The sequence below is a fragment of the Kitasatospora azatica KCTC 9699 genome (genome assembly GCF_000744785.1).
Lineage (GTDB): Bacteria > Actinomycetota > Actinomycetes > Streptomycetales > Streptomycetaceae > Kitasatospora > Kitasatospora azatica.
In genome coordinates this window covers 170,363-191,345 of sequence record NZ_JQMO01000003.1, presented here as the reverse complement: position 1 = coordinate 191,345, position 20,983 = coordinate 170,363, and the positions used below count along the sequence as shown (strand labels likewise).

19 protein-coding genes, 1 tRNA gene and 1 pseudogene are annotated in these 20,983 nt (G+C 70.8%); 9 read left to right on the top strand and 12 right to left on the bottom strand.

What is annotated here, in order from left to right; genetic code table 11:
* Positions 1 to 36 precede the first annotated feature (36 nt).
* A complete protein-coding gene (locus tag BR98_RS12025; protein WP_035844279.1) occupies positions 37 to 1,197 on the bottom strand; it encodes a nuclear transport factor 2 family protein in 1,161 nt (386 codons plus the stop codon).
* Positions 1,198 to 1,294: 97 nt separating this feature from the next.
* On the opposite strand from BR98_RS12025, the gene BR98_RS12020 reads away from it, so the two are divergent.
* A complete protein-coding gene (locus tag BR98_RS12020; protein WP_051969684.1) occupies positions 1,295 to 2,236 on the top strand; it encodes a LysR family transcriptional regulator in 942 nt (313 codons plus the stop codon).
* A gap of 125 nt (positions 2,237 to 2,361) precedes the next feature.
* Complete coding sequence (locus tag BR98_RS12015) at positions 2,362 to 4,011, top strand: ISAzo13 family transposase (protein ID WP_407639401.1); 1,650 nt, start codon at positions 2,362 to 2,364, stop codon at positions 4,009 to 4,011.
* A gap of 60 nt (positions 4,012 to 4,071) precedes the next feature.
* On the opposite strand, the pseudogene BR98_RS41150 reads toward BR98_RS12015, so the two are convergent.
* Positions 4,072 to 4,565, bottom strand: a pseudogene (locus BR98_RS41150) (SMI1/KNR4 family protein); the annotation flags it as partial.
* Between the two features lie 429 nt (positions 4,566 to 4,994).
* Here BR98_RS41150 and BR98_RS12005 point away from each other — a divergent pair.
* On the top strand, positions 4,995 to 5,915 hold the full coding sequence (locus BR98_RS12005) for an IS5 family transposase (RefSeq protein WP_232247379.1): 921 nt from the start codon (positions 4,995 to 4,997) through the stop codon (positions 5,913 to 5,915).
* Here BR98_RS12005 and BR98_RS12000 read toward each other — a convergent pair.
* Positions 5,887 to 6,375, bottom strand: coding sequence for a hypothetical protein (locus BR98_RS12000; protein WP_035844274.1), 489 nt, complete (start codon positions 6,373 to 6,375; stop codon positions 5,887 to 5,889). The two genes, BR98_RS12005 and BR98_RS12000, sit on opposite strands and share 29 nt — an antisense overlap.
* A 264-nt stretch (positions 6,376 to 6,639) precedes the next feature.
* On the opposite strand from BR98_RS12000, the gene BR98_RS11995 reads away from it, so the two are divergent.
* Complete coding sequence (locus BR98_RS11995) at positions 6,640 to 7,230, top strand: dihydrofolate reductase family protein (protein WP_035844271.1); 591 nt, start codon at positions 6,640 to 6,642, stop codon at positions 7,228 to 7,230.
* Between the two features lie 187 nt (positions 7,231 to 7,417).
* The gene (locus BR98_RS11990; RefSeq protein WP_035844268.1) at positions 7,418 to 8,446 is read left to right on the top strand and encodes a S66 peptidase family protein; all 1,029 of its coding nucleotides are present in this window, start codon (positions 7,418 to 7,420) and stop codon (positions 8,444 to 8,446) included.
* Positions 8,447 to 8,509: 63 nt separating this feature from the next.
* On the opposite strand, the gene BR98_RS11985 is transcribed toward BR98_RS11990, so the two are convergent.
* Entirely contained in the window at positions 8,510 to 9,124 is a 615-nt protein-coding gene (locus tag BR98_RS11985; RefSeq protein ID WP_035844265.1) for a hypothetical protein, read from the bottom strand.
* 523 nt (positions 9,125 to 9,647) lie between these two features.
* Between BR98_RS11985 and BR98_RS41990 the strand changes: the two genes are divergently transcribed.
* Both BR98_RS41990 and BR98_RS41985 read left to right on the top strand, forming a co-directional pair.
* On the top strand, positions 9,648 to 10,019 hold the full coding sequence (locus BR98_RS41990; protein WP_267886061.1) for an SDR family NAD(P)-dependent oxidoreductase: 372 nt from the start codon (positions 9,648 to 9,650) through the stop codon (positions 10,017 to 10,019).
* Positions 10,019 to 10,516 (top strand): SDR family NAD(P)-dependent oxidoreductase, encoded by a 498-nt coding sequence (locus tag BR98_RS41985; protein WP_267886060.1) that lies wholly within the window; start codon positions 10,019 to 10,021, stop codon positions 10,514 to 10,516. The genes BR98_RS41990 and BR98_RS41985 overlap by 1 nt, the downstream gene beginning before the upstream one ends.
* A gap of 42 nt (positions 10,517 to 10,558) precedes the next feature.
* Here the strand turns inward: BR98_RS41985 and BR98_RS11975 are convergent, their stop codons facing one another.
* The 6 genes from BR98_RS11975 to BR98_RS11950 all read right to left on the bottom strand — a co-directional run bounded on the left by BR98_RS11975 (position 10,559) and on the right by BR98_RS11950 (position 17,213).
* A complete protein-coding gene (locus BR98_RS11975) occupies positions 10,559 to 12,655 on the bottom strand; it encodes a tetratricopeptide repeat protein (RefSeq protein ID WP_083976501.1) in 2,097 nt (698 codons plus the stop codon).
* 59 nt (positions 12,656 to 12,714) lie between these two features.
* Complete coding sequence (locus tag BR98_RS11970) at positions 12,715 to 13,878, bottom strand: PqqD family protein (RefSeq protein WP_157537698.1); 1,164 nt, start codon at positions 13,876 to 13,878, stop codon at positions 12,715 to 12,717.
* Between the two features lie 610 nt (positions 13,879 to 14,488).
* The gene (locus BR98_RS11965; protein WP_035844262.1) at positions 14,489 to 15,766 is read right to left on the bottom strand and encodes a glycoside hydrolase family 3 N-terminal domain-containing protein; all 1,278 of its coding nucleotides are present in this window, start codon (positions 15,764 to 15,766) and stop codon (positions 14,489 to 14,491) included.
* Between the two features lie 375 nt (positions 15,767 to 16,141).
* The gene (locus BR98_RS11960; RefSeq protein WP_035844259.1) at positions 16,142 to 16,387 is read right to left on the bottom strand and encodes a hypothetical protein; all 246 of its coding nucleotides are present in this window, start codon (positions 16,385 to 16,387) and stop codon (positions 16,142 to 16,144) included.
* A gap of 171 nt (positions 16,388 to 16,558) precedes the next feature.
* A tRNA-Met gene (locus tag BR98_RS11955) sits at positions 16,559 to 16,632 on the bottom strand.
* A gap of 140 nt (positions 16,633 to 16,772) precedes the next feature.
* Positions 16,773 to 17,213, bottom strand: coding sequence for a nuclear transport factor 2 family protein (locus BR98_RS11950; RefSeq protein ID WP_035844255.1), 441 nt, complete (start codon positions 17,211 to 17,213; stop codon positions 16,773 to 16,775).
* 121 nt (positions 17,214 to 17,334) lie between these two features.
* Between BR98_RS11950 and BR98_RS11945 the strand changes: the two genes are divergently transcribed.
* Positions 17,335 to 17,907, top strand: a complete 573-nt coding sequence (locus tag BR98_RS11945; RefSeq protein ID WP_035844253.1) for a TetR/AcrR family transcriptional regulator — start codon at positions 17,335 to 17,337, stop codon at positions 17,905 to 17,907.
* A 96-nt stretch (positions 17,908 to 18,003) separates the two neighbouring features.
* On the opposite strand, the gene BR98_RS11940 is transcribed toward BR98_RS11945, so the two are convergent.
* Together BR98_RS11940 and BR98_RS11935 are read right to left on the bottom strand one after the other, a co-directional pair.
* The gene (locus BR98_RS11940; RefSeq protein ID WP_051969681.1) at positions 18,004 to 18,423 is read right to left on the bottom strand and encodes a VOC family protein; all 420 of its coding nucleotides are present in this window, start codon (positions 18,421 to 18,423) and stop codon (positions 18,004 to 18,006) included.
* A 118-nt stretch (positions 18,424 to 18,541) separates the two neighbouring features.
* A complete protein-coding gene (locus BR98_RS11935; protein ID WP_035844251.1) occupies positions 18,542 to 19,822 on the bottom strand; it encodes an MFS transporter in 1,281 nt (426 codons plus the stop codon).
* 133 nt (positions 19,823 to 19,955) lie between these two features.
* Here BR98_RS11935 and BR98_RS11930 point away from each other — a divergent pair, with 133 nt between their 5' ends.
* Entirely contained in the window at positions 19,956 to 20,888 is a 933-nt protein-coding gene (locus tag BR98_RS11930; RefSeq protein ID WP_035844249.1) for a LysR family transcriptional regulator, read from the top strand.
* The last annotated feature ends 95 nt before the right edge of the window (positions 20,889 to 20,983 follow it).

The following is a 20,983-nucleotide window of genomic DNA, read 5'->3' as shown; positions in this document are numbered from 1 at the left end:
ATCAACGAGCCCAACTACCGTAAGCAACCCACTAATTCATCGACGGCCCCTGTGATAGGCCTTGTTGGCGATGCGCCAGCTGCCACCGGTGCGGACCAGCAGGAAGACGTCGGTGAAGGTGTCCTCTCCGTGCCAGAGCGTCATGGTTGCGGTCGCGACGATGCCGTGGACGTCAACGGCGTCGATGCGGCGCAGGCGGCTCGGCTCGTCCGGGGCTGGACGGCCTTGGAAGAGAGCGCAGTACTCGCCCAGGCGCCATGAGACGAGTGCGCCGTCCCGGATTCCCTCGATGTGGGCGCTGGGCAGGAACGCGTCACGGAAGTGGGTGGGGTCGCCGGTGGCGTGTCCGCGGATGTAGGCGCGTAGCGGTTCGAGGACGGCGCCACCCACAGCGGGGACCGTGGCGGCAATGGCGATGTCGGCCTCGGGGTCGGCCCGGGTGTTGGCCAGTTCGGCCGCGCTGTGCAGGGGCGTGTTCGACGCGGCGGCCAGCAGCGCCATGTCCTTGGCCAGTGCGCCGATGGTGAACTCCGCCGTGGCCGCGGTCCGCTCGCCGGCGAGGAAGGTTCGCTTACGGGCGACGAGCCCGCCGAGCACGCCGAGTTCGAGTACGTCCAGCACATCGGCACGGGGCAGCCGCAGGGCATCGGCTTGCCGCAGTGACTCCCGCAGCGCGAGAACGGAGCCGGCGAGGCTGCTGTTGGCGATCAGCTTGAGTGCGGCGGCACTGGCGGCGGCGTCGACGCGCCGCATCGTGCCGAGCGTTTCCAGGACCGGTTGGACCTGGTCGAGCGCGCCTTGGTCGGCTGCGGCGAGGATCCGCAGGGTGCCGGCGGCGGCAGCCGGCACGGAGCCGAGCACCGGCGCGTGGACGTAGGACGGGCCGAGCTGCCTGGCCAGCTGCGACGCCTCGGCGGGGGCGACGGTGCTGACGTTCAGCAGGATCGTGTCCGGTCGCAGCGAGTCGCGGACTCGGTCGACGACCTGCTGACAGGCCTCGCCGTCGAACAACGCCAGGAGTACGACGTCGGCCTTCGCCACGGCGTCGCTCGCCTCCCTGGTCGTCTCGACAGCGCCTGCGGTGCGCCCCGAGCGGGTCCAACCGATGACGTCCCAGTCGTGGTCGGCGAGTCGTGTCGCGATTGCGGCGCCCATGCGGCCCAGGCCGAGGACGGCGATCGTGCGCGGTGTGGTCATGTGTCACACCGTGGCGGCATCGCGATACCTGCGACAAGCGCAGATCCAGCAGGGCAGCCATGCGGGACACGCATAGAGCCCAGGCATACTTGCGGCCATGGAGCTGACTGCGTGGCGGACGTTCGTGACGGTGTGCCGACTCGGGTCGCTGTCGGCGGCGGCCGACGAGCTCGGTTACACACAGTCGGCTGTCTCCCGGCAGATCGCAGGGCTGGAGCGCCAACTCGGGGTACCGCTGGTGGAGCGGCATGCACGCGGCGTGCGTCCGACCGCCGCCGGCGAGGTGTTCCGTCACCACGCCCTTGTCACGGTCAACGAAGCCGACCGCGCCGTACGTGCCGCACGAGACGCCCGTGACGGGGCATTCGGGCGGCCGCTGGCCGTCGGCGCGACGCCGTCCCTGGCCGCCGGGATCGTGCCCACGGCGATCCGCCGCCTGCTGGACAAAGCCGGCCCACTCCAGTGGAGCCTGTTGCCGGGGCTGAGTGCACAACTGCACGGTCGCGTGACAGCCGGCGATCTCGACGTCGCCGTCGTCACCGACGCGCCACCGGGGCTGCCCCATGACCCGCGCATCGAACGACGGCTCCTGGGGATGGACGAGATGGTCGTCGTCCTGCCCGTCGACCATCCACGAGCCGGGCACGGACCGGTGCGCATTCAGGAGCTGGCCGACCAGACCTGGGTCGAGGACAACGACGGCTCGGCAGCACTGCTGCACCAGCACGCCGCCCGCGCCGGAGCCACCGCCCGCATCGACCTCACCGCGGCAGATCTCGCCGGCAAGCTGGCCCTGGTCGCGACCGGCCACGCCATCGCCCTCATACCCGGGGTGCTGACATGCGCGCTGCGGTCCGACGTCACCACGGTGTCCCTCATCGATCCCCCCACCCGCGGCATCTACACGATCACACCACGTCGCGCCCCGCACCCAGCCGCAACTCCCCTGCTCGACCAGCTCGCGGCATCCTTCGGCTCAGTTCGTCCCGCCCAAGCCGCCCAGTGGTCCACTGGAACGCATGAATCGGCATTGGCCTGAGCGCCCGCCCAACACCCGAAGAAGAACGGGACAAGAGCTCGCTTTCCGCCCTCTGAGCATGGCCGGCCCCGGGGCCGTCGATGAATTAGTGGGTTGCTTACGGTAGTTGGGCTCGTTGATGTGGCATGGGGCGCTTTGATGGATCGGTGGAGTCGTTACGGGCGAAGTTCGAGGCGGTGACGCCGCATTTGAACGAGCGGCAGCGCCGGATCCTGTACGCGGCGGAGGCCCGGCAGTTCGGGCACGGCGGGATTGCCGCGGTGGCACAGGCTGCGGGCGTCTCGAAAGGCCGCGTCAGCCGTGGCCTGGCCGAACTCGATGCGGGCGAGGGACCGGACGGGCGGGTACGGCGGTCGGGTGCGGGCCGCCCGGCCCTGGCGGACAGGGACCCAGGTTTGGTGCCGGCCTTGCTGGCGCTGGTCGAGGACAGCACACAGGGCGATCCGATGAAGCCCCTGACGTGGACGACGAAGTCGTTGCGCCGCCTCGCGGATGAACTCGCCGCCCAGGGCAGGAAGGTGGGCCGCGACACTGTCGCGGCCCTGCTGAAAGGGGCCGGGTTCAGCCTGCGCGGCAACGCGCGGGTGCTGGCCGGCAGCCACCACCCAGACCGGGACGCGCAGTTCCAGCATCTCAACTCCACGGTGGCCGAGTTCCTCCAGGCCGGTGATCCGGTGATCAGCGTGGACACCAAGAAGAAGGAGCAGATCGGACTCTTCGCCCGGCCCGGACGCGAGTGGGCCCCGCCGGGCGCCCCGGTCAAGGTCCTCGACCACGACTTCCCCTCCCACGCCACGGGCACAGCGATCCCCTACGGCATCTACGACCTGGGCCGCAATACCGGGTTCGTCGTGGTGGGCACCGATCACGACACCGCCGCGTTCGCCGTCTCCAGCCTGCGCCGCTGGTGGACCGAGGAAGGGCGGCCCGCCTATCCACAGGCAAGACGCCTGCTGATCACCGCGGACGGCGGCGGCTCCAACAGCTCCCGCGCCAAGGCGTGGAAGGCCAACCTCGCCGTTCTCGCCACCGAGACCGGCCTGGAGATCAGCGTGTGCCACCTACCTCCGGGAACTTCGAAGTGGAACCGGGTCGAGCACCGCCTGTTCTCCTTCATCTCCCTCAACTGGCGTTCCCACCCGCTGACCAGCTACGAGACCGCCCTGAACCTCATCTCGGCGACCACCACCCGCACCGGACTGACCGTGACCGCCCGCCTGGACACCGGCAGCTACCCCACCGGCATCGAGATCAGCGAACAACACGCGTCCGCCCTCACGATCCGCCCGGAAGACTTCCACGGGGAGTGGAACTACACGATCCCGCCCCAGCCCGGCATCCCCGACGTCCCGCTCCACCCGCCCGGCCCCAGATCCCACCCCCGGCACGCGCACACCTTCGGCGCGACCCTGGCCACCCACCCCCTGCTGACCGGCATCGAGCGCCATGACCTGGACGAACTCACCGTCAGCGTCCGCGACCGGTTGGACGCCCTGCCGCCCAAGGAGCGGCCCCGGCACCGCAAGATGACCACAGAGAACATCATCTGGGCCGCCATCCTCGACCAGCGCGGCCTGTCCCGCTCGCTGACCGCTTACCTCTTCCGCGTCGGGGAGAACCAGATCAGAGCCCTGATCAAGCAGGTCCGCCCCATCCTGGAAGACCTGGGACACCACCCGGAACCGATCCCCGCCCGCCTGATCGACCCCAGCGACCTCGCGAACTACGTCATGCACGCGACAGCCGCAGACCGCGAGGACAAATCAACCCACTAATTCATCGACGGCCCCGGGATGACGGCGTCTGCGCCAACGGGACGAAGCGTTGGTGTTTCGCTATGCGCCGGAGGACAGTCGGCTTGCGGCCTGGTCCCATGGCTGAGGCTCGACCAGGTCCTCTCTGTCGAAGGCGTCCTCCTCGAACCAGCCCGTCCCCGCGAGCCATGTCTCCAGCCACGTTGCGAGGCTGGCGGAGTCGAGGAACCAACACCGATCCCACGATCCGCCGCTATACGGGTTCGGCTCGAAGAGCAGGACCTGACCGTCCTCACCGAGACAATCAACGCCTGCGTACATGGCACAGCCCCAGGTCAGGATCGGTACGATGCCTTCGGGCCACTCCGGGTGCTCCACGCCAACGGACGCCTCACGTCGCGTCAGGTATTCGCCAGCGACGCTGGAGCCCGGACCAAGCAGCGGCAGCAGTCGGTAGTCAGGGCCGAAGCAGCCGTCAGCGACCTCGCGGTACAGGCGCGCAAGTAGCGATGCAGCGCGAAGCCCAGTTGCCTCTCGGCCTCCGCAATCTGGGCATCGCCGACAGGCGCGGGAAGGTCCTCTCAGCAGACGGCGAGGTACTCCACTACGTGGCGCGGGACGTCGAGCGTGGCAACATAGGTGACCTACGTGAAGCCTCTGGTTGTCGCGGACAATCTTGTGGTGAGAACCGTCCTACCAGGGGCTTCACGCTCCAGGGTGAGCGGGCCGCAGCCGAGCTCAAGGGGCGCTGGCGCGCGCTCAGGCACGTGACGCTCAGCCCCAGCCGGATCGGTGACATCGCCCGCGCCGCCCTTCTCCTCAGAAGCAATTCCCAAAGCGGATGGCACGCCTGCTGATCGAACTGTCGCGCGTGTCGATCTCGTTCGGGTGATCGGTCGCGGATCGACGTATAGGGAAAGGGCCTCCTGCACAGCTCGGTGATGTCGAGTCAACTGAGCGTGCCGGAGGCCCTGGTGCCCTACTGTGTCGTGACCGTTCGTCCCGTGTCCAACTCGGGCGTGTCGCCGTGCGATTGCCTGGCCCACCTGTTCGGCAACGCCGCCGACCGGCCGGACCGCGCCCGCCGCTACACATCCGACCTGACCGACACGGAATGGGCTCTGATCCGGCCGCTGCTGCCGGTCCCGGCTTGGCTGAACGGACGCGGCGGGCGCCCGGAAGGGTACTGCCACCGCCAGATGTTCGATGCGGTGCGCTACCTGGTCGCCGAGGGCGTGCGTTGGGCGAGCCTGCCGACCGACTTCCCCAGGTGGCGGGCCGTGTACCGGTTCTTCCGCCGCTGGCGCGACAACGACCTGATCAAGGAACTCTACGGCCGCCTGCGCGCCCGCCTGCGCGAGCTGGCCGGAAAGAAGGACGAGCCCACCGCCGCGATCATCGACTCCCAGTCGGTGAAGGGCGACGCCACCGTGCCCGCCGTCTCGCGCGGCTACGACGCCGGGAAGAGGATCAACGGCCGCAAGCGGCACATCGCCGTCGACACCCTCGGCCTGCTGCTGGTCGTGATGGTCACCGCAGCCTCGGTCAGCGACCGCGAAGCTGGCCGCGACCTGCTGCAGCGCCTGCGCGCCCGCCACCGCGCCATCACCGTGGTATGGGCCGACGGCGGCTACACCGGCTGGCTCGTCGACTTCGCCACCACTGTCCTCGCGATCGCCCTGACCATCGTCAAGCGCCCCGACGACATCTCCGGTTTCACCGTGCTACCGCGCCGCTGGGTGGTCGAACGCAGCTTCTCCCACCTGATCCGGGCCCGACGCCTGGCCCGTGACTACGAAACCCGCACCGACAGCGCCGAGGCCATGCTCTGGTGGGCCGCCAGCATCCCCGCCACCCGGCGACTGGCCCGCCAAGGCACCCCCGCACCCCGCCGCCTCAATCGGTCCGCGCCGGCCGCGGCCTGAACAACCCCGGCCCCTCCTCGCTCAACCACCCACGCTCCACCAGCCGCTTGGCACGGAACCGAGCGGCCTGCTCGCGCGCATCACTGGCCTGCCAGCCCAGATGATCGCGCATCCGCCGGGCCCGCACGCCACCCCCGCCACCGGCCGCGTCGTCCTCGACCAGCGCCACGATCGCCGCGCAGTCACCCGGCAGCACCGCAAGATCCAACCCCTGATGCCACGGCGGGACGTCGACCCTGGCCGCAACACCACCCACAACCTCCACCGCCCCGGTCTCCGGCACGCCCGGCGCGGCGGCCAGGGCCTCGACGACCTCCTCGCGGGCGACGACCGCGCGCCGCGCGGCCTCCTCGGCCTCCACCACCGCCGCCCGGACCCGTTCCAGCTCGGCGCGCAGCTCCTCCACCCGGGCCAGCGCCGCCCGTTCGCGTTCCTCCAGGAGTCCCAGCACCGACGGCATCCGCCACCTCCGCACACAACGAGCGTGAACACAGCGGATCCAGCCTGCCTACCCAGCGACGACTACATGCCTGAACAGCGAAAACTTGAAGCTATGTCCGCTTTGGGAATCGCTTCTCAGAAAACGTCAGTTGTCCGAGCTATCGTCTCGATGTCGGCTCGGATCGGCGGGCCTGGCGAGTCCAGCTGGCACTCGTTGGGTGAGACTGAGGGACGGCCTCCGAGCCACCGGCAGTCCTGACCATGACGAGGGGACGGAAGAATCGTGAGCCGCCTGACTGTGGCGATGCAGATCTCCATCGACGGCTACGTCGACAGCAGCTTGTCGGACGCCAACTGGCAGTTGTGGAATTGGGGCCCCGACTGGCCGTGGAGTGCGGACCTCCGCGCGGCCTTCAACGGCCTGCTCAGTGGCGCTTCGGGCATCCTGCTGAGTCGGCCCATGGCCGACGAGGGTTACCTTGGGCACTGGAGCCGGATGGCGGAGCAGCATCCCGGCGATCCCGACTGGGAGTTCAGCCGGGCCATCGGCGCACTCCCCAAGTTTGTTGTGAGCCGGTCGGGCAGGCCCGAACTCGACTGGCCACGGACCACGGTGCTCAACGGCGAGCTGGCCGACACCGTGGAACAGGCGAAGAAGCAGGCCGACGGGGACCTGGTCTGCTTTGGTGGCGCCGGCCTGGTCTCCTCCGTGCTGCGGGAGGACCTGGCCGACGAGCTCCGGCTGTTCACCAACCCCGGTTTCGCGGGCGAGGGGACCAGCGTCTTCGGGGCCCGGCTCGCCACGCGGAATTACCGGGCCGCCCACTCGGCCGCCTACGCCTGCGGCATCGTGGAGACCCGCTGGGTCAGGTAGACGCACCCGGGCGCACAGCCTTCACGCAGTTATCTCGATGGTGGCTCAGCCCCAGAAGGTGTGCTTCGGCGCGGTGAACGTCTCCCCGAGGACAGTGAATTGGGCGCCGAGGGCAGCACCCTGGCCTGGGGCGGACGGCCGGCGAAAGTCGCGTGACCCTACCAAGGGCAACGGCGACACTGGCGCCATGACTGGTTCTGCGTCGCCTCTGCTGCCTCGACTGCTTCGACCGCGTGCCCTGAGGCCCGGGGATCTCGTTGTCATCGCGTCGCTGTCCGGTCCGCTGCCGGTAGCTTACGAGCCCAACGTCGAGCAGACGGTGGTCGTGCTGGAGCGGATGGGCTTCCGTGTGCGTCGGGCTCCGCTACTCGAAGTAGGACGCCGGCATTGGTGGAGCGCGGCCACGCCGGCGGAGATCGCGGGGGAGCTCAATGGTCTTCTGCGCGATCCTGAGGTGCGCGCGATCGTTGCGAGTGACGGCGGGCAGACGGTGCTCGGCTACCTGGACCTGATCGATGTCGAGGCGATCAGGGCCGACCCCAAGCCGATCCTCGGCTACAGCGACATCTCGCTGCTGCATCTGGTGCTCTACGCGCGCACGGGTCTGGTCGGGTTCCATGCCGACATGGCGGTTCCCGGCTTCGGCGGGCACTGGCAGTCTGCGCCCGTGGCGCGCCAAGTGGAACTCGAGGAGCTCTACGGCAGGTTGTTGACCGGTACCGAGGCGATCGGTGCGTTGCCCGCGAGCCCGTCGTGGGAGTGCTGGCGTCCTGGTCGTGTCGAAGGTCGGCTGATCGGCGGGGTGATGAATCGCATCGTGCTGGCGCAGGCGACGCGTTTCGCGTTGCCGCTCGAACGGTTCGACGGTGCGGTGCTGTTCTGGGAGGAGATGGGCGGCCTGGCATCGCATGTGTGGAGCTATCTGCAGGTGATGCGACACTGCGGCATCCTCGATCGGATCTCCGGCATGGTCGTGGGCGTTCCGCGCGAGATCAGTGGACTCGAGCCCGGCGCGTCCCCCAGCCTGCCCGAGATCGTTCTCGACGTCCTCGGGGACCGTGACATCCCGGTCCTGGGCAACGTCGAGTTCGGGCATGCCGGCCCGAATCTGCCCATGCCGGTCGGCATCCGCGTCGGCCTCGATGCGCAGCAGCGGACTTTGTCACTGCTCGAACCGGCGGTAGGGCCGCACACGATGACGGGACCGGTTAGCTGAGCACCGCGCTCTGGTGACCGTCGCCCTGAGGTGAAAGAGGGACCCTGGCGGGTGTTCCCGGTGTCAGCCCATTCCGGGGACCAGTGCCGCGGCCACCGGGGACAGGTCGGGGAGGCTGCCGGTGCTGTTGTCCGCGTTCAGGGACAGCATCAGGTCGCCGCGGCGCACCAGGAGGTCCTCCTGGCCGAGATAGGGGCCCTGGGGTGCGGTGCTGACCAGCAGCGCCTCGTCGCCGAGGCCGCTGACCGGGGTCGCGGAGACGTTCACGGTCACGGCGCCGGCCGGGTACAGCGCGGTGAACCACGCGCACGCCGAGGTGACGCTCTGTCGGACCTCGGCGAGCGACTTGGCCGCATCGCCTGGCCCGTAGGCATGGAGGGTCAGCGCGGCGTGCGCGTTGCCGAAGTTCAGCGGCTCGGTCGCGCTGGCCACGCTGAGGCCGCCGGCCAGGTCGAGATCCTCGCCCGTCAGGTAGGAGCAGGTACCCGCGCCCACCACGGAGGGTGCCGCGGTGGCGGCGACGGCGGGCCCGCTGTCCCGCTCGTGCACGTCATTGGCCACCCACCCGGAGGGCAGCGTGGGACCCAAGCCCAGCATGGCCAGGGAGGAGCGTCTGGGCAGCAAGGTCTTGAGGTAACTGCCGATCAACTGCGCACCCGGGCCCGAGGTTGCGGGCACGCTGGTCTCCGGCGCCGGCGCTGGGGGCACCGAGGGAGCCGTGGACGCCGTCGCGGTCGGTGCGGGTGGGGTGGGCGGGGCGGTGCTGCTCGGTGAGGCGCTGCTCGGTGAGGCGCTGCTCGGGCTCGGCGGCGCGCCTGCTGCGGCTCGGGTGCCCGCTGCGCCCGAGCACCCTGCCAGGGCCACCGCCGCCACTGTCAGCACCGAGGCCCCCACCGCGAATCGCCCACCACGTCCCGGTCTCATGCGCGGCACCTGCCCCTTTCGTTCGATCCGACCCGTACCGCACTACTCCATCACACGCCCCACCATCACACGCCCCACCACCCTGGCAGGCGTTCCGCTGAACACCCGGGCCCCCGGGTGCCCCGGGCGCGAGCCCGCTGGTCGGCGGGCGGTTGGCGCCCTTCAGGGCGTACGCCGGTGTGTTCTGGGCGCGTGTGTCGTGCGCGGTGTGCGGGGGAGGGCGGCGTGCCTACCCTGGCCCGGGGCGGCCGAGTACCCGAGGGACAGGGGAGGGAATATGACACGTCGTTGGCTGGTGACCGGATGTTCGTCCGGACTCGGACTCGCGCTGGCAACCGCGGTCGTGGGTGCCGGGGACCGGCTGGTTGCCACCACCTGCAGGCCGTCCGCCCTCGACGTACTCGCCGTGAAGCATCCGGACCAGCTGGTCGTCGCCACCCTGGACCTGCGGGACGCGGAAGCTGCGCAGGCCGCTGTGCAACTGGCGGTGGACCGCCTCGGCGGTGTGGACGTCCTGGTCAACAATGCGGGAGCCGGTCTGTCCGGTACCGTCGAGGAGGTCTCGGACGAGGAGCTGCGCACCCAGTTGGAGACGCTGGTCGTGGCGCCGTGGCGCCGTGGCGGCTGGCGAGGCTGGTGTTGCCGCTGATGCGCGCTCAAGGCCGCGGGCACATCGTGAACGTCTCCTCGCTGGCGGGACGGACGGCCTTTCCGGGGCTGTCCGCCTACGTGACCGGCAAGTACGCCCTGGAGGGCATGAGTCAGGCGTTGGCAGCGGAGGCAGGCCCGCTCGGTGTGCGAGTGACGGTGCTGGAGCCGGGGGGTTTCGCCACCGGCTACGGGGACGCGCTTGCCGAGACGGCGGTACGGCTACCGGCCTACGACCAGAACACCGGGCCGGTGCGTGAGGCCCTGCGCGGCATGCGGCACAACGAGTCGCTGGGCCGTCCCGAGGAGTTCGCCGAGCTGGTCCTGCGCGTCGTCGCCACCGAGTCCGCGCCCCTGCGGTTGCCGATCGGAGCTGACGCCTACGCGTACCTGGCGGCCACCGAGCAGCTCGGGCAGCGCGAACTCGCCGCGGGCCGAGAGTTCACCCAGAACCCGGTGGTGGCCGAGGCCATCGCGGCACTGACCGAGACGCCCTGACGAACGGCGGCCGCACGCTCACCGCCTAGCCACCCGGCCACCCTAGGCACCGCAGCGTTCGCGCTGCTCCCGCAACTCCGCGACGTCCGCGCCCGGCAGGGTCAGCGCACGGTCGAAGTCGGCCAGAGCCAGGTCGAGTTGTCCTTCGGCCTGGTAGGCGATGCCGCGGTTCAGCAGGACGTCGGGGTCGTCGCCGATCAGCCCCAAGGTGGCGGTGAGGTCCTGCACGGCGGCCTGGTAGCGGTCCTGTTGGTAGTGGACGACCGCGCGGTTGATCAGTGCGGCGGGGTAGCCCGGGTCGAGGTCGAGGGCCGAACTGAGCGCTTGGTACGCCTCGGTGAGCGCACCGCGTTGGAGGGCGACGGTGCCGCGCATGCAGAGCAGCCGGGGCTCGTCGGGCCGCAGCGCCAGACCGGCCGCGACGTCGGCCTCGGCGGCGTCGAACTCCTCGCTCTCGAGCAGCATTTCGGCCCGCGCGAGCCGGGTGTCGACGTCGTCGGGCTCCATCTCCAGGACGTAGCCGAAGTCAGCCAGGGCCCCCTTGTCGTCGCCGGCCTCCGCTCGGGCCGTCCCGCGGTTGTAGTAGAGCTCGGGGAAGGGCGGGGCCAGTCGCACCGCGCGGTCGTAGTCGGCGAGGGCGGCTGCGAAGTCGCCGCGCACCCGGTGGATCCGAGCCCGCTCGGAGAGGTAGTCGGTGTAGTAGGGGTCGAGGTCGATCAGCGTCGAGTAGTCGGCGAACGCCTCGTCCAGCCGGCCGGTGGCGGTCAGCAGCCGCGCGCGGTTGTAGAGCAACTGCGAGCGGTGCAGCCGCCACTGTTCGTCCGTCAGTTTCGCGTCGAGCCGGGCCATGCAGGACTCGACCAGCTCCAGCGAGCGGGCCAGGTTGCCCCGGTGCATCTCCACCAGGGCCAGGCCGTTGTCGTGGAAGACACTGAAGGTGAGCCGCTCGGCCGGATCGGGCAGGATGCCCGCGATCGCCACGGCGTTGTTCTGCCAGCGCAGGGCGAGGTCATGGTCACGTGGCTGGAGGAAGCGGGTGTGCAGCATCGCGATCGAATAGCTGGTCATCATGTGGACCTTGGGGTCCGTGAAGCGCTGGATGACGTCGAGGTAGAGCTCCATCGACTGGACGGTCCGGCCGACCGGGATGCAGGCGGCGGCAGCCTGGTGGGTGAACTCCCAGAAGTCGTGTTGGTCGACGTTCGGATCCGTGACGAGCCGACCGCGCAGACCGAGGTCGATCACCGCTGCCGAGAAGCCGACCTCCACGCAGTAGCGCTGGGCCGCCAGCAGCGCGAGCCGGCCGGCGCCGGCGCGGTCACTGCCGTGCTCGCGGTGGTAGGCGAGGGCGCCGACCCTGACGCCCCAGCTGGGGGACGCCTGCTCCAGCTCGTCGGCGCGCAGGTCGTGCAGGCGCGCCCGTAGCTCTGGGTCCGCCTGCTGGTAGGCGAGCAGCTCGGCGGGGTCGCTGCCGGTGCCGTCACCGAGGACGTACGCCTCGGCCAACTCGACGGCGCTGCGCGGCCGGCCGCCCGGGTGCGCGCCGTCACCCCTGTCACCGCCGTCGCTCGGCCCCGCGTCGATCCGCTCGGTGTGGCGAGCCAGCACCTGTGCCAGCTCCTCGGGCAGCTCGCCGGGCGCGGCGCAGACCACCACCCGCAGCTGTGCGGGGTCGGCCCGGCGCACCAGCAGGGCGATGAACTCCTGTGTGGTGGGCTCCGCCTGGTCCACTTCGTCGAAGACCAGGTAGGCAGGCAGTTCACCGCAGGACCGCACCCGACGGGCGTAGTCGAGCAGGAAGGAGACGATTCCCTGACTCATGCAGCGGATCATGCCGGCGCCGAAGAACCTGGTGCGCTCCTTGAACGAGGACTCGCCCGCCAGGGTCCGCGGCGCAGGGCCGATCAGCTCGGCGAACTCCGGCATCCCGTAGAGGAGTTCCACCCGGTGGTGCTCCACCAGCTCCGGCCACCGACGGGCCGCCTCGGGCAGCACCGCCCGCAGCACGGTGTCGACGCCGGTGTACGGGCCGCGCAGCCGCCGATGGCAGCGGGCCACCACCGCGAGGTCACCGTCGGCGCCGGCCGGCCGCAGTCGGGCCGCCGGGCTGTCGCCCACGATCATGCGATGACCGGGCATGTCGAAACACCTTTCGTTCAGGGAGGTCTGGGGCGGGGACAGCCGGCGCCGGGCAGGGCCTAGGAGAGTGCGGGGTTCGCCGCGCGTCGCTGTTCACGGCGTTTGCGCCGGGAGAGGACGACCAGTGCGACCGTCTGGGCCGCGTTCAGGCACAGCGACAGCAGCGAGTCCCAGAAGCGGGCGTCGACGCGGCCCGACCCGATGGCATGGGCGGCGATCCGGAAGTAGCTCACGGTGACCGGGATGCTCGCGAAGATCGTGATGGCGGCCAGTACGCAGAAGCCGAGCACGATGAACGGTCCGTAGAAGGTGCCGACCCTGCGGTCCTGTTCGGTCCACTGTCCCTCGTCGACCTGTCGCTCCGGGCGGCGCAGCAGGCGCCAGATCCGGTTCTTCAGCAGCGCCTTGCTCGCGTCGTGCAGGTCGTAGCAGCGCAGCGCGGTGGCGAAGACGTAGTAGAGGTCGGTCCGCAGGTACAGCTGGAACTGCCAGAGGATCCGCATGACCACGGTGAAGGCCAGTGCCAGGCAGAGTCGGCCGGTCAGCGAGAAGCTGCCGTCGCCGTGCCGGTCGGCCGCGGCGATCAGCCCGAGGGTCCCCAGCACCACGCCGTCGCAGACCATCCCCGCCAGGAAGGGCAGATAGCGCTTGCGGCGGTCCACGCTCATCAGGCCGTTGGTCTGCGTCTCCGCCACGATGTAGGTGAGCCGGTTGCTCAGTCGCAGCTTGGTGGGCAGGCCCAGCCGCCGCCCGGCCAGGATGTGGAAGCCCTCGTGGGCCAGCAGCAACGGGACCTGACCGAAGGTGATCACCAACTGGACCACCAGCAGCGACCTGACGAAGAAGATCTGCGAGGGCGCCGGCCGTAGTTCGCGGTGGATCGCGACGGCCGTCAGCCAGGCCACCAGCACCGCCAGGTAGCACGCCCAGGCCACCGGTGAGAACGCTGCTCGTCCCAGCCCGCGCAGGCGGACCGGTGCGGCGGGTGTGAGCGGTGCGCCGTCGGACTCCCGGACGAATCCCAACTCGTGGAGCGTGGCGACGAAGTCCTCGACATCAACCGGCTCGTCGAAGGTCTCCTCGTACCAGGCGGCCGCCTCGTCCAACGGCATTCCCTCGGTGAGCCGCTTGAGCAGTTCCGCACCGTCGGAGGGAAAGACGGCATAGGAACCGGTGTCCAGCCGGCCGACCACGACCTCGTCACCCTCGGAGACAAAACTCAACTCGTGTACCGCAAGGGTTGATTCGCTCACAGCGCTCCCAAAGATCCGTTGGCCGAATGCGGTCGGCGCCCGGCGCTGTCCGGGTGCGCCGGGACTCGGCACACCCGGGCAGCGAGCTAGCGCGTCACCGTCAGGCGGAGGCGCTGTACGGGCACTGACACGCGGCCGAGGTCAGACGCACGTCGCCGGTGCGGCGAACGGTGATCTTCTTCGTGGGCTTCTTCATCGCGACGGTCGACTTCAAGGGGACCTCCCTGTTCGATGTCCGGCTCGGCCGGCGGCCGAGCCGGACCCAACGTCCCCTCGTGGCGTGAGTGCGTCAAGAGCTCCGGCATTGGCTCGAATGAGCGGAGAAGATCGAGATATCCTTCTCCATCCATCTGAGCTGGTGCATTTCGCCGGCGAACTCTCGCCGAAAATCATCGCGTCCGAGCACTGGTTCAGACCGCGCCGAACGGCGTGGCGAAAGTGGCCGAGAAACGGCCTGACGGAATCGGAAAATCTGCCGTATGGACCCGAAACGGTGAGTTCGATGCGGAGTTCGGCGCGCCCCGCGCCTCGCGCCCGAATCGCCGCACTGCCCCGCAGACGCCAATGAGGGGCTTCACCGCTAATGCAGGCCGGCCCGCAGCGTGGTGACCCGGTCGGCAGCGGCGCGGAACGCGGACAGATCGAGCTGCCCGCTGTTCAGCGCGCTCGCCAGTGCGCCCGCCGCGCTCTCGCCCTGACCCACGTCCTGAGCGGAGCAGAGCAGCAGGTCCATGCCGGAGCCCGCGGCGGCGACGGCGCGCTGGCCTGTGGTGCCGAAGGCGTCGAGCGCCTTGGCCTCCAGGGCGTCGGTGATGGTGACCCCGGTGAAGCCCAGGCGGCCGCGCAGCTCCTGCTGGACGACCGGGGCGGACAGGCCGGCCGGGTGTGCCGGGTCCAGCGCCGGATAGGTCGCCCAGCTCACCATGATCAGCTTCACGCCGGCGGAGATCGCCGCGGGATATGGAGCCTCGTCGACATTGCGCAGGGTGGTCAGCCGCTCGTTCAGCGTGACCGGGCCGAGGTCGGTGTTCTGGTTGGCGGCCGCCGCGCCCAGCCCGGGAAAGTGCTTGGCCGTGGCCGCGACCCCGCCGTGCTGCTGGGCCGTGATGAACGCCCGGCCCATGGCTGTGACCACGGACGGGTTGTCACTGAAGGAGCGCTGGGTCTGGTCGATGAAGTCGCCGGCGCCGTGCAGGACGTCGAGAACCGGTGCCAGGTTGACGTTCATGCCGACACCGGCCAGGTTCTGCGCTGCGGCGCTGCCCGCCGAGGCGGCGGCCGACGGGTCGCCGGTCTGGCCGATCTGCTTGGCCGACAGCGCGGGCGCCCCGGGCAGGCGGCGGACCTGGCCGCCCTCCTGGTCGGTCATCAGCAGCAGCGGCTCGTGCACCGGGCTGTCCGCCTGCGCCTGGCGCAGTTCGGCGATCGCCGAGCCGAGCTGGGCCGGGCTGGAGATGTTCTGGCCGAAGAAGATGACGCCGGCGGCTTCCCCCGCGCGGATGTGCTGGAGCAGGGCGGCGGGCGGCGTCAGGCCGGGGTAGGAGTAGACGATCCGCTGTCCGACGAGCTGCTGCTGGGTCAGCGTCGCGGTCCGGCCGAGTGTCGGCGTCGGCGTCGGCGAGGGCGAAGGCGAGGGCGTGGGCTTGGCGGCCGAGGACGGAGGCGTGGCGGGGGCGGGCGACCCGGCGGTGGGGGACTCCGGCCCGGTCGGTCGGGGCGAAGCCGGTGCCGAGGTGGCTGCGGGGGAGCGGGAGGGGGCTACCGTCGGCGCCGGCGAGGACGAACAGGCCGCCACGACACCACCGATCAGCAGCACCCCCAGCACCTGGAGGCGCAACCTGCCGACGGATCGGTTCATCCCGGGAGAGGAGCGCATCGGTGGCCTCCTGTGCAGCTCCGCACGGCTCGGTCTGGGCTGGTGCCGCCTACCCACGAGCATGCGCGACCTCGGCCCGGTCCGCGAGGGATCCGGCACGAGCGTCAGAGCAGGGTGGCCGCGAAGACCCACAGGTGCGGCGGCTCGCCGACGGGCACGATGGCATAGTGCACGATCACGTCGGGCAGCCTGATGACCCGCACCGTGTCGTCGCTGTCGTACCGGTCGGCCTGCGGCCAGGACCGGGGGTCGTCTCGGCCCGTTCCAGCGCCGCGCGCAACTCCTTGCGGACCTCGGCGGGCATCGCCTTGATGATCTGGCCGACCTCGGCGCCGATCCGCGCCGGGTGACGATCCGTCACTCGAAGACCTCGTCCAGGGTCATCGCGCCCGCCTCGCTGCACCCACCGGTGACCCACTGCTGATAGGCGGCGGCCGCGAGCGTGCCGGCCCGCTCGATCCGCTCCTCGCGGCTGCCGCGAGCGGCGGCCTGATCGGCCGTCAGCACCCTGGCCACGTACTCCTGCACGCTCAGCCCCGCCCGGGCGGCAGCCTCGGCCACAGGCTGCTCCAGGTGTGTCGGGAGCTCCACCAGCGTCGTCATGCTCCCACGGTAGCGCCGCACACCAGGCCTGCGCACCGGTGCCGCGTGGGGCGGCGGGCGGGGCGGCGCGTGGGGCGGCCGCAGGCCCGCCTCCAGGCGGCCTCGCCGTCGAGCGGGCATGGAAGAAGGCCGGGGTCGGCGCACTCGGTGCGCCGACCCCGGCCTTCTCAGTAGCGGGGACAGGATTTGAACCTGCGACCTCTGGGTTATGAGCCCAGCGAGCTACCGAGCTGCTCCACCCCGCGTCGGAGAAGCCGACTGTACGGCATGGACGGCCCGGCCGGGTAATCCATTTCCAGCCCCGGCCCGGCGAAGCAGTGCACGGCCGGGCGCCCCGCGCGGGCGGGGACCCCGGGGGAGTCCCGGCCCGCGGCTGCTGCTCGCGCTACTTGCCGTCCAGCGCCGCCACCAGCTGCGGCAGGTCGCCGCCGGCCACGGCGAGGGCCAGGTGGTCGTGGAAGTCCCGGCTGCTGACGATCAGGCCGTCGCGGACCTGCAGCACCTGGATGTTGGCCACCTCGAAGTCCCGCCCGGTCACCCGGTGGTGCACCTGGTAGTTCCACTCGGTGACCACCACCTCAGGGTCGTCGGTCTCCCGGATCACCACATTCGTCGCGGTCAGCTGCACGGGCAGATTCGCGGCGATCTCCGCGAACCGCTCCTTGAGTGCCGCCCGGCCCTCGAACCGGCGTGGCCCGACCGGCGCGAAGACGGTCTCCACCACGGCGTCCTCGGCGTAGAGCTCGGCCAGCTCCGCGAACCGCCGCTCGGTGATGCCGTCGAGCAGCTTCTGGAAGACCGCGCGCGGTGACAGCGTTTCAGACATGATCAACCCCCAGGCGGATTCGTCACTAGAATCGGACTAGTGACTCCGGTTCTCAACGATACGGACTGGCGACTCCGGTTGTCCAGGGTGGCTCTGCCATCGGCAGGGGAAGGTGGAAGGGATGAGCGGCGCTCAGGAACGCCCGCTGCGGGCGGACGCAGCCCGTAACCGGGCCAGACTGCTGGACGTCGCCACGGAGGTGTTCACCACCCGCGGCGTCGGCGTGCCGACCGAGGAGATCGCCCGGGCCGCCGGAGTCGGGGTCGGCACGCTCTTCCGGCACTTCCCGACCAAGGAAGCACTGCTGGAGGCGGTGATGGTGCGCAGGCTGGAGTCGATCGCCGCCCAGAGCGCGCAGCTGACCGCCGACTCCGAGCCCGCTGAGGCCTTCTTCGCCTGCTTCCGCCTGGTGGTCGACCAGTCCGCGGGCAAGAACGAGTTCGCCCAGGCGCTCGCCGCAGCCGGGGTGGACGCGCAGGCGGCCCTGCAGGAACCCAGCAAGGCGATCCGGGCACAGCTGGCCGGGCTACTGGTCGGGGCGCAACGGGCCGCGGCGGTCCGCCCGGAGCTCGGCCTGTCGGAGCTTATCGCCCTGCTGGTCGGCACCACCACGATGATGGAGCAGCTCGGAGCCGACCCGGCGGCCCGACAGCGGATGTTCGAGGTGATCTTCGACGGGCTGCGGCCACGCTGAACAGGCGCCGTGTCGGCATCCCCGAGCCGAGCCCTGGCAACGCAGATTCCCTGGTGGCCATGGCCCAGGACCGGTGCGCGCTGCTGACTGCGCTGGTCAGGCCTGGCCCTGGGCCAACGGCAGTTGCGGCGGCGAGACGGGCTGCAGCCGGGCGTGCAGGAGGCAGAATTCGTTGCCCTCCGGGTCGGCCAGGACGTGCCAGCTCTCGGCGCCGGTCTGGCCGACGTCGACGGGCCTGGCGCCGAGAGCGAGCAGTCGCTCCAACTCGGCGTCCTGGTCGCGGTCGGTGGCGTTGACGTCGATGTGCAGTCGCAGCTTCCCGGGCCGAGGGTCGCTGCTGGGGCCGAAAACGAGGGTGGGCTGCGGGCCGCCGAAGCCGGTGTCGGGTGGCCCGATCTCGATGCTTCCGTCGTCCTCCTGGCCGAGCTCGACGTAGCCGAGGACCTCGCTCCAGAACGCGGCGAGCAGTTCCGGGTCGGCGCAGTCGATGACCAACTCGCTGATGCGGCATGCCATGCCCGTCAGTGTACGTGGACAACCCGAGAGGCGACCGTCGGCCCGTGCCGGCGGACGCTGGCCTACGCGATCGCGTTGTGCCGGATCTGACCGCTCGTCACTTTCACCGTGGCTGCTCTCAGGCCGGGCTCGGCGCCGGCTCGGGCTCCGGCTCCGGCTCGGGATCGGGATCGGGCTCGGGATCGGAGAGATTCGCTGCCGGGCGGCGGGGGAGCAGCAGCGGGGTCGCCAGCAGGAGCACGCCGGCCAGGCCGATGGCCGTACGCGGGCCGAGTAGGGCGCCCAGTCCGCCCCAGACGGCCGTCAGGAGCGCGGTCGAGGCCTTGGTCGTCACCGCCCAGGCGGACAGCGTGCGGGCGAGCTGGTCGGTCGCGGTGCGCTCGAGGCGGTAGGTGGCGTTGACGGGGTTGAAGACCCCGCAGCAGAAGATGAGCCCGAGCTCGACGCCGATCACCAGCAGCAGCCCGCCGGTCCCCGGCTGCAGGAAGACCAGGCCGACGGGCCAGATCGCGCGCAGCGTCCCGGTCGCGACCAGGACCTGGTGCTGGCCGAACCGGGTGACGAGCGGACGGGCGAGTCGCGAACCGATCAGCCCGCCGATCGAGGGCGCGGCGAAGGCGAGGCCGTACTGCCACGGTGCGAATCCGAGTCGGCCGAGCATCAGGACGGCCAGCAGCGGCTCGGCGGCCATCACCAGGCCGTTGAACAGGGCGGTGTTGAAGAACAGCGGACGCAGTGTCGAGTCAGCCAGGATGTACCGCCAACCGTCGAGCAGGTCCCCGGCCCGCAGGCGTGCGCCCTCCCGGCGCTCGGGCCGTGGCTCGGGCCCGCCGGTCGCGCGGATGCCCAGGGCCGAGAGCAGGTAGCTGACCGCGTCGGCCAGCACCGTCGCCACCGGACCGAGGAGCGCGATCGCGGCGCCGCCCAGCGGCGGTCCGATGATCGTGGTCGTCCAGGCCGTGGACTCGAACCGGGCGTTGGCGACGAGCAGGTCCTCGGCGGGCAGCAGCGTCTTGAGGTACGCGCCGGAGCCGGCGCGGAAGGTGATGTCGGCCGCCGCGACGACCACCGAGACCAGCAGGAGCTGAAGGAAGGTGAGCGCGCCGAGCGCGAACGCCGTGGGGATCGTCAACAGCGCCGCGAACCGCACCAGGTCCATCGCGATCAGCACCGGCCGCTTGCGGCGGAACTCCACCCAGGGGCCGAGCGGCACCGCCACGGCCGCGCCCACCGCAGCCCCGGTGGACGAGAGCGCGGCGACCTCGGCCGGTCCGGCGTGCAGCACGCGGACGGCGATCAGCGGGAACGCGCCGAAGGCGAGCCAGGTGCCGAGCGCACTGGTCCCGTACGCTCCCCAGAGCCACCCGAACCGCCGCCCCAGCCGGTGTCCGCTCCTCATGCCCGACGTCCCTCCCCACTCACCCGCACAACCGATCCGCGATCGGAAGCATCAAAGCGAGCGCCATATCCCGGGGTCAAACAACCGCAGAGCCATCGGCCACAACCAACAGTTGTACCCATAAGGTGTTGGCATGGACCTCGACACCGTCCGGACCTTCGTCGCCGCCGCCGATGCGCGCCAGTTCCAGGAGGCCGCCGCCGAGCTGGCGGTCACCCAGCAGGCCGTCTCCAAGCGCATCGCCGCGCTGGAGCGCAACCTCGGGGTGCGACTGTTCACCCGCACCCCGCGCGGCGCCGAACTCACCATCGACGGGCAGGCGTTCCTGCCCCATGCACGCGAGCTGCTGCGCGTCGCCGAGCGCGCGGTCGCGTCCGTGCACACCGGCCGCCGCCCGCTGCGCGTCGACGTGATCGCCTCACGCAGCGCGCAGTCGGGCCTGATGCGCGGTTTCCACCGCGCGCACCCCGAGATCGAGCTCGACGTGGTGATGCTGTTCGACGTCGAGGCGGCCGTCGCCGCCATCCGGTCCGGCGCGATCGACGCGTCCTTCCGCGCCGTCGCCGCGCCCGGCCGACCCCTTCCCGAGGACATCGAGTCCGTCCGGGTGCTCGACGAGCCGCTCCAACTCCTCACCGGCCCCGCCCACGCGCTGGCGGGCGCCCGGTCGGTGACCATCGCTCAGCTCGTCGGGCACCGGATCTGGATGCCCGGCCTCATCGTCCCCGGCACCGAGTGGGCCGCCTACTACGACGACCTCGTCGCCGAGTTCGGCCTCACCATCGAGGCGACCGGCCCCAACTTCGGCTCCGACGCCCTCCTCGACACCATCGCCGACACCCCGGCCCTGGCCACCTTCATGGGCGAGCAGACTCGCCTTGTCTGGCCCGCCGGCCACGGCCTGCGCCGCATCCCGGTGACCGACCCGACGCCCGTCTACCCGCACTCGCTCCTGTGGCACCGCGACAACCCGCACCCAGCACTGGCCACCCTGCGGGCCCACCTCGCCGCCACGTCGGCCGCCCCCGACGCCGCCGGGACCTGGGTGCCGGACTGGGTGATCTAGCGGGCCGCTGCGGTCACCCGTCGACCGGCCGTCACGACGAGTGGGGGACGGCCGAAGCGGCCGTCCCCCGGTGGAGCCGGTGGGTGTCAGCTCAC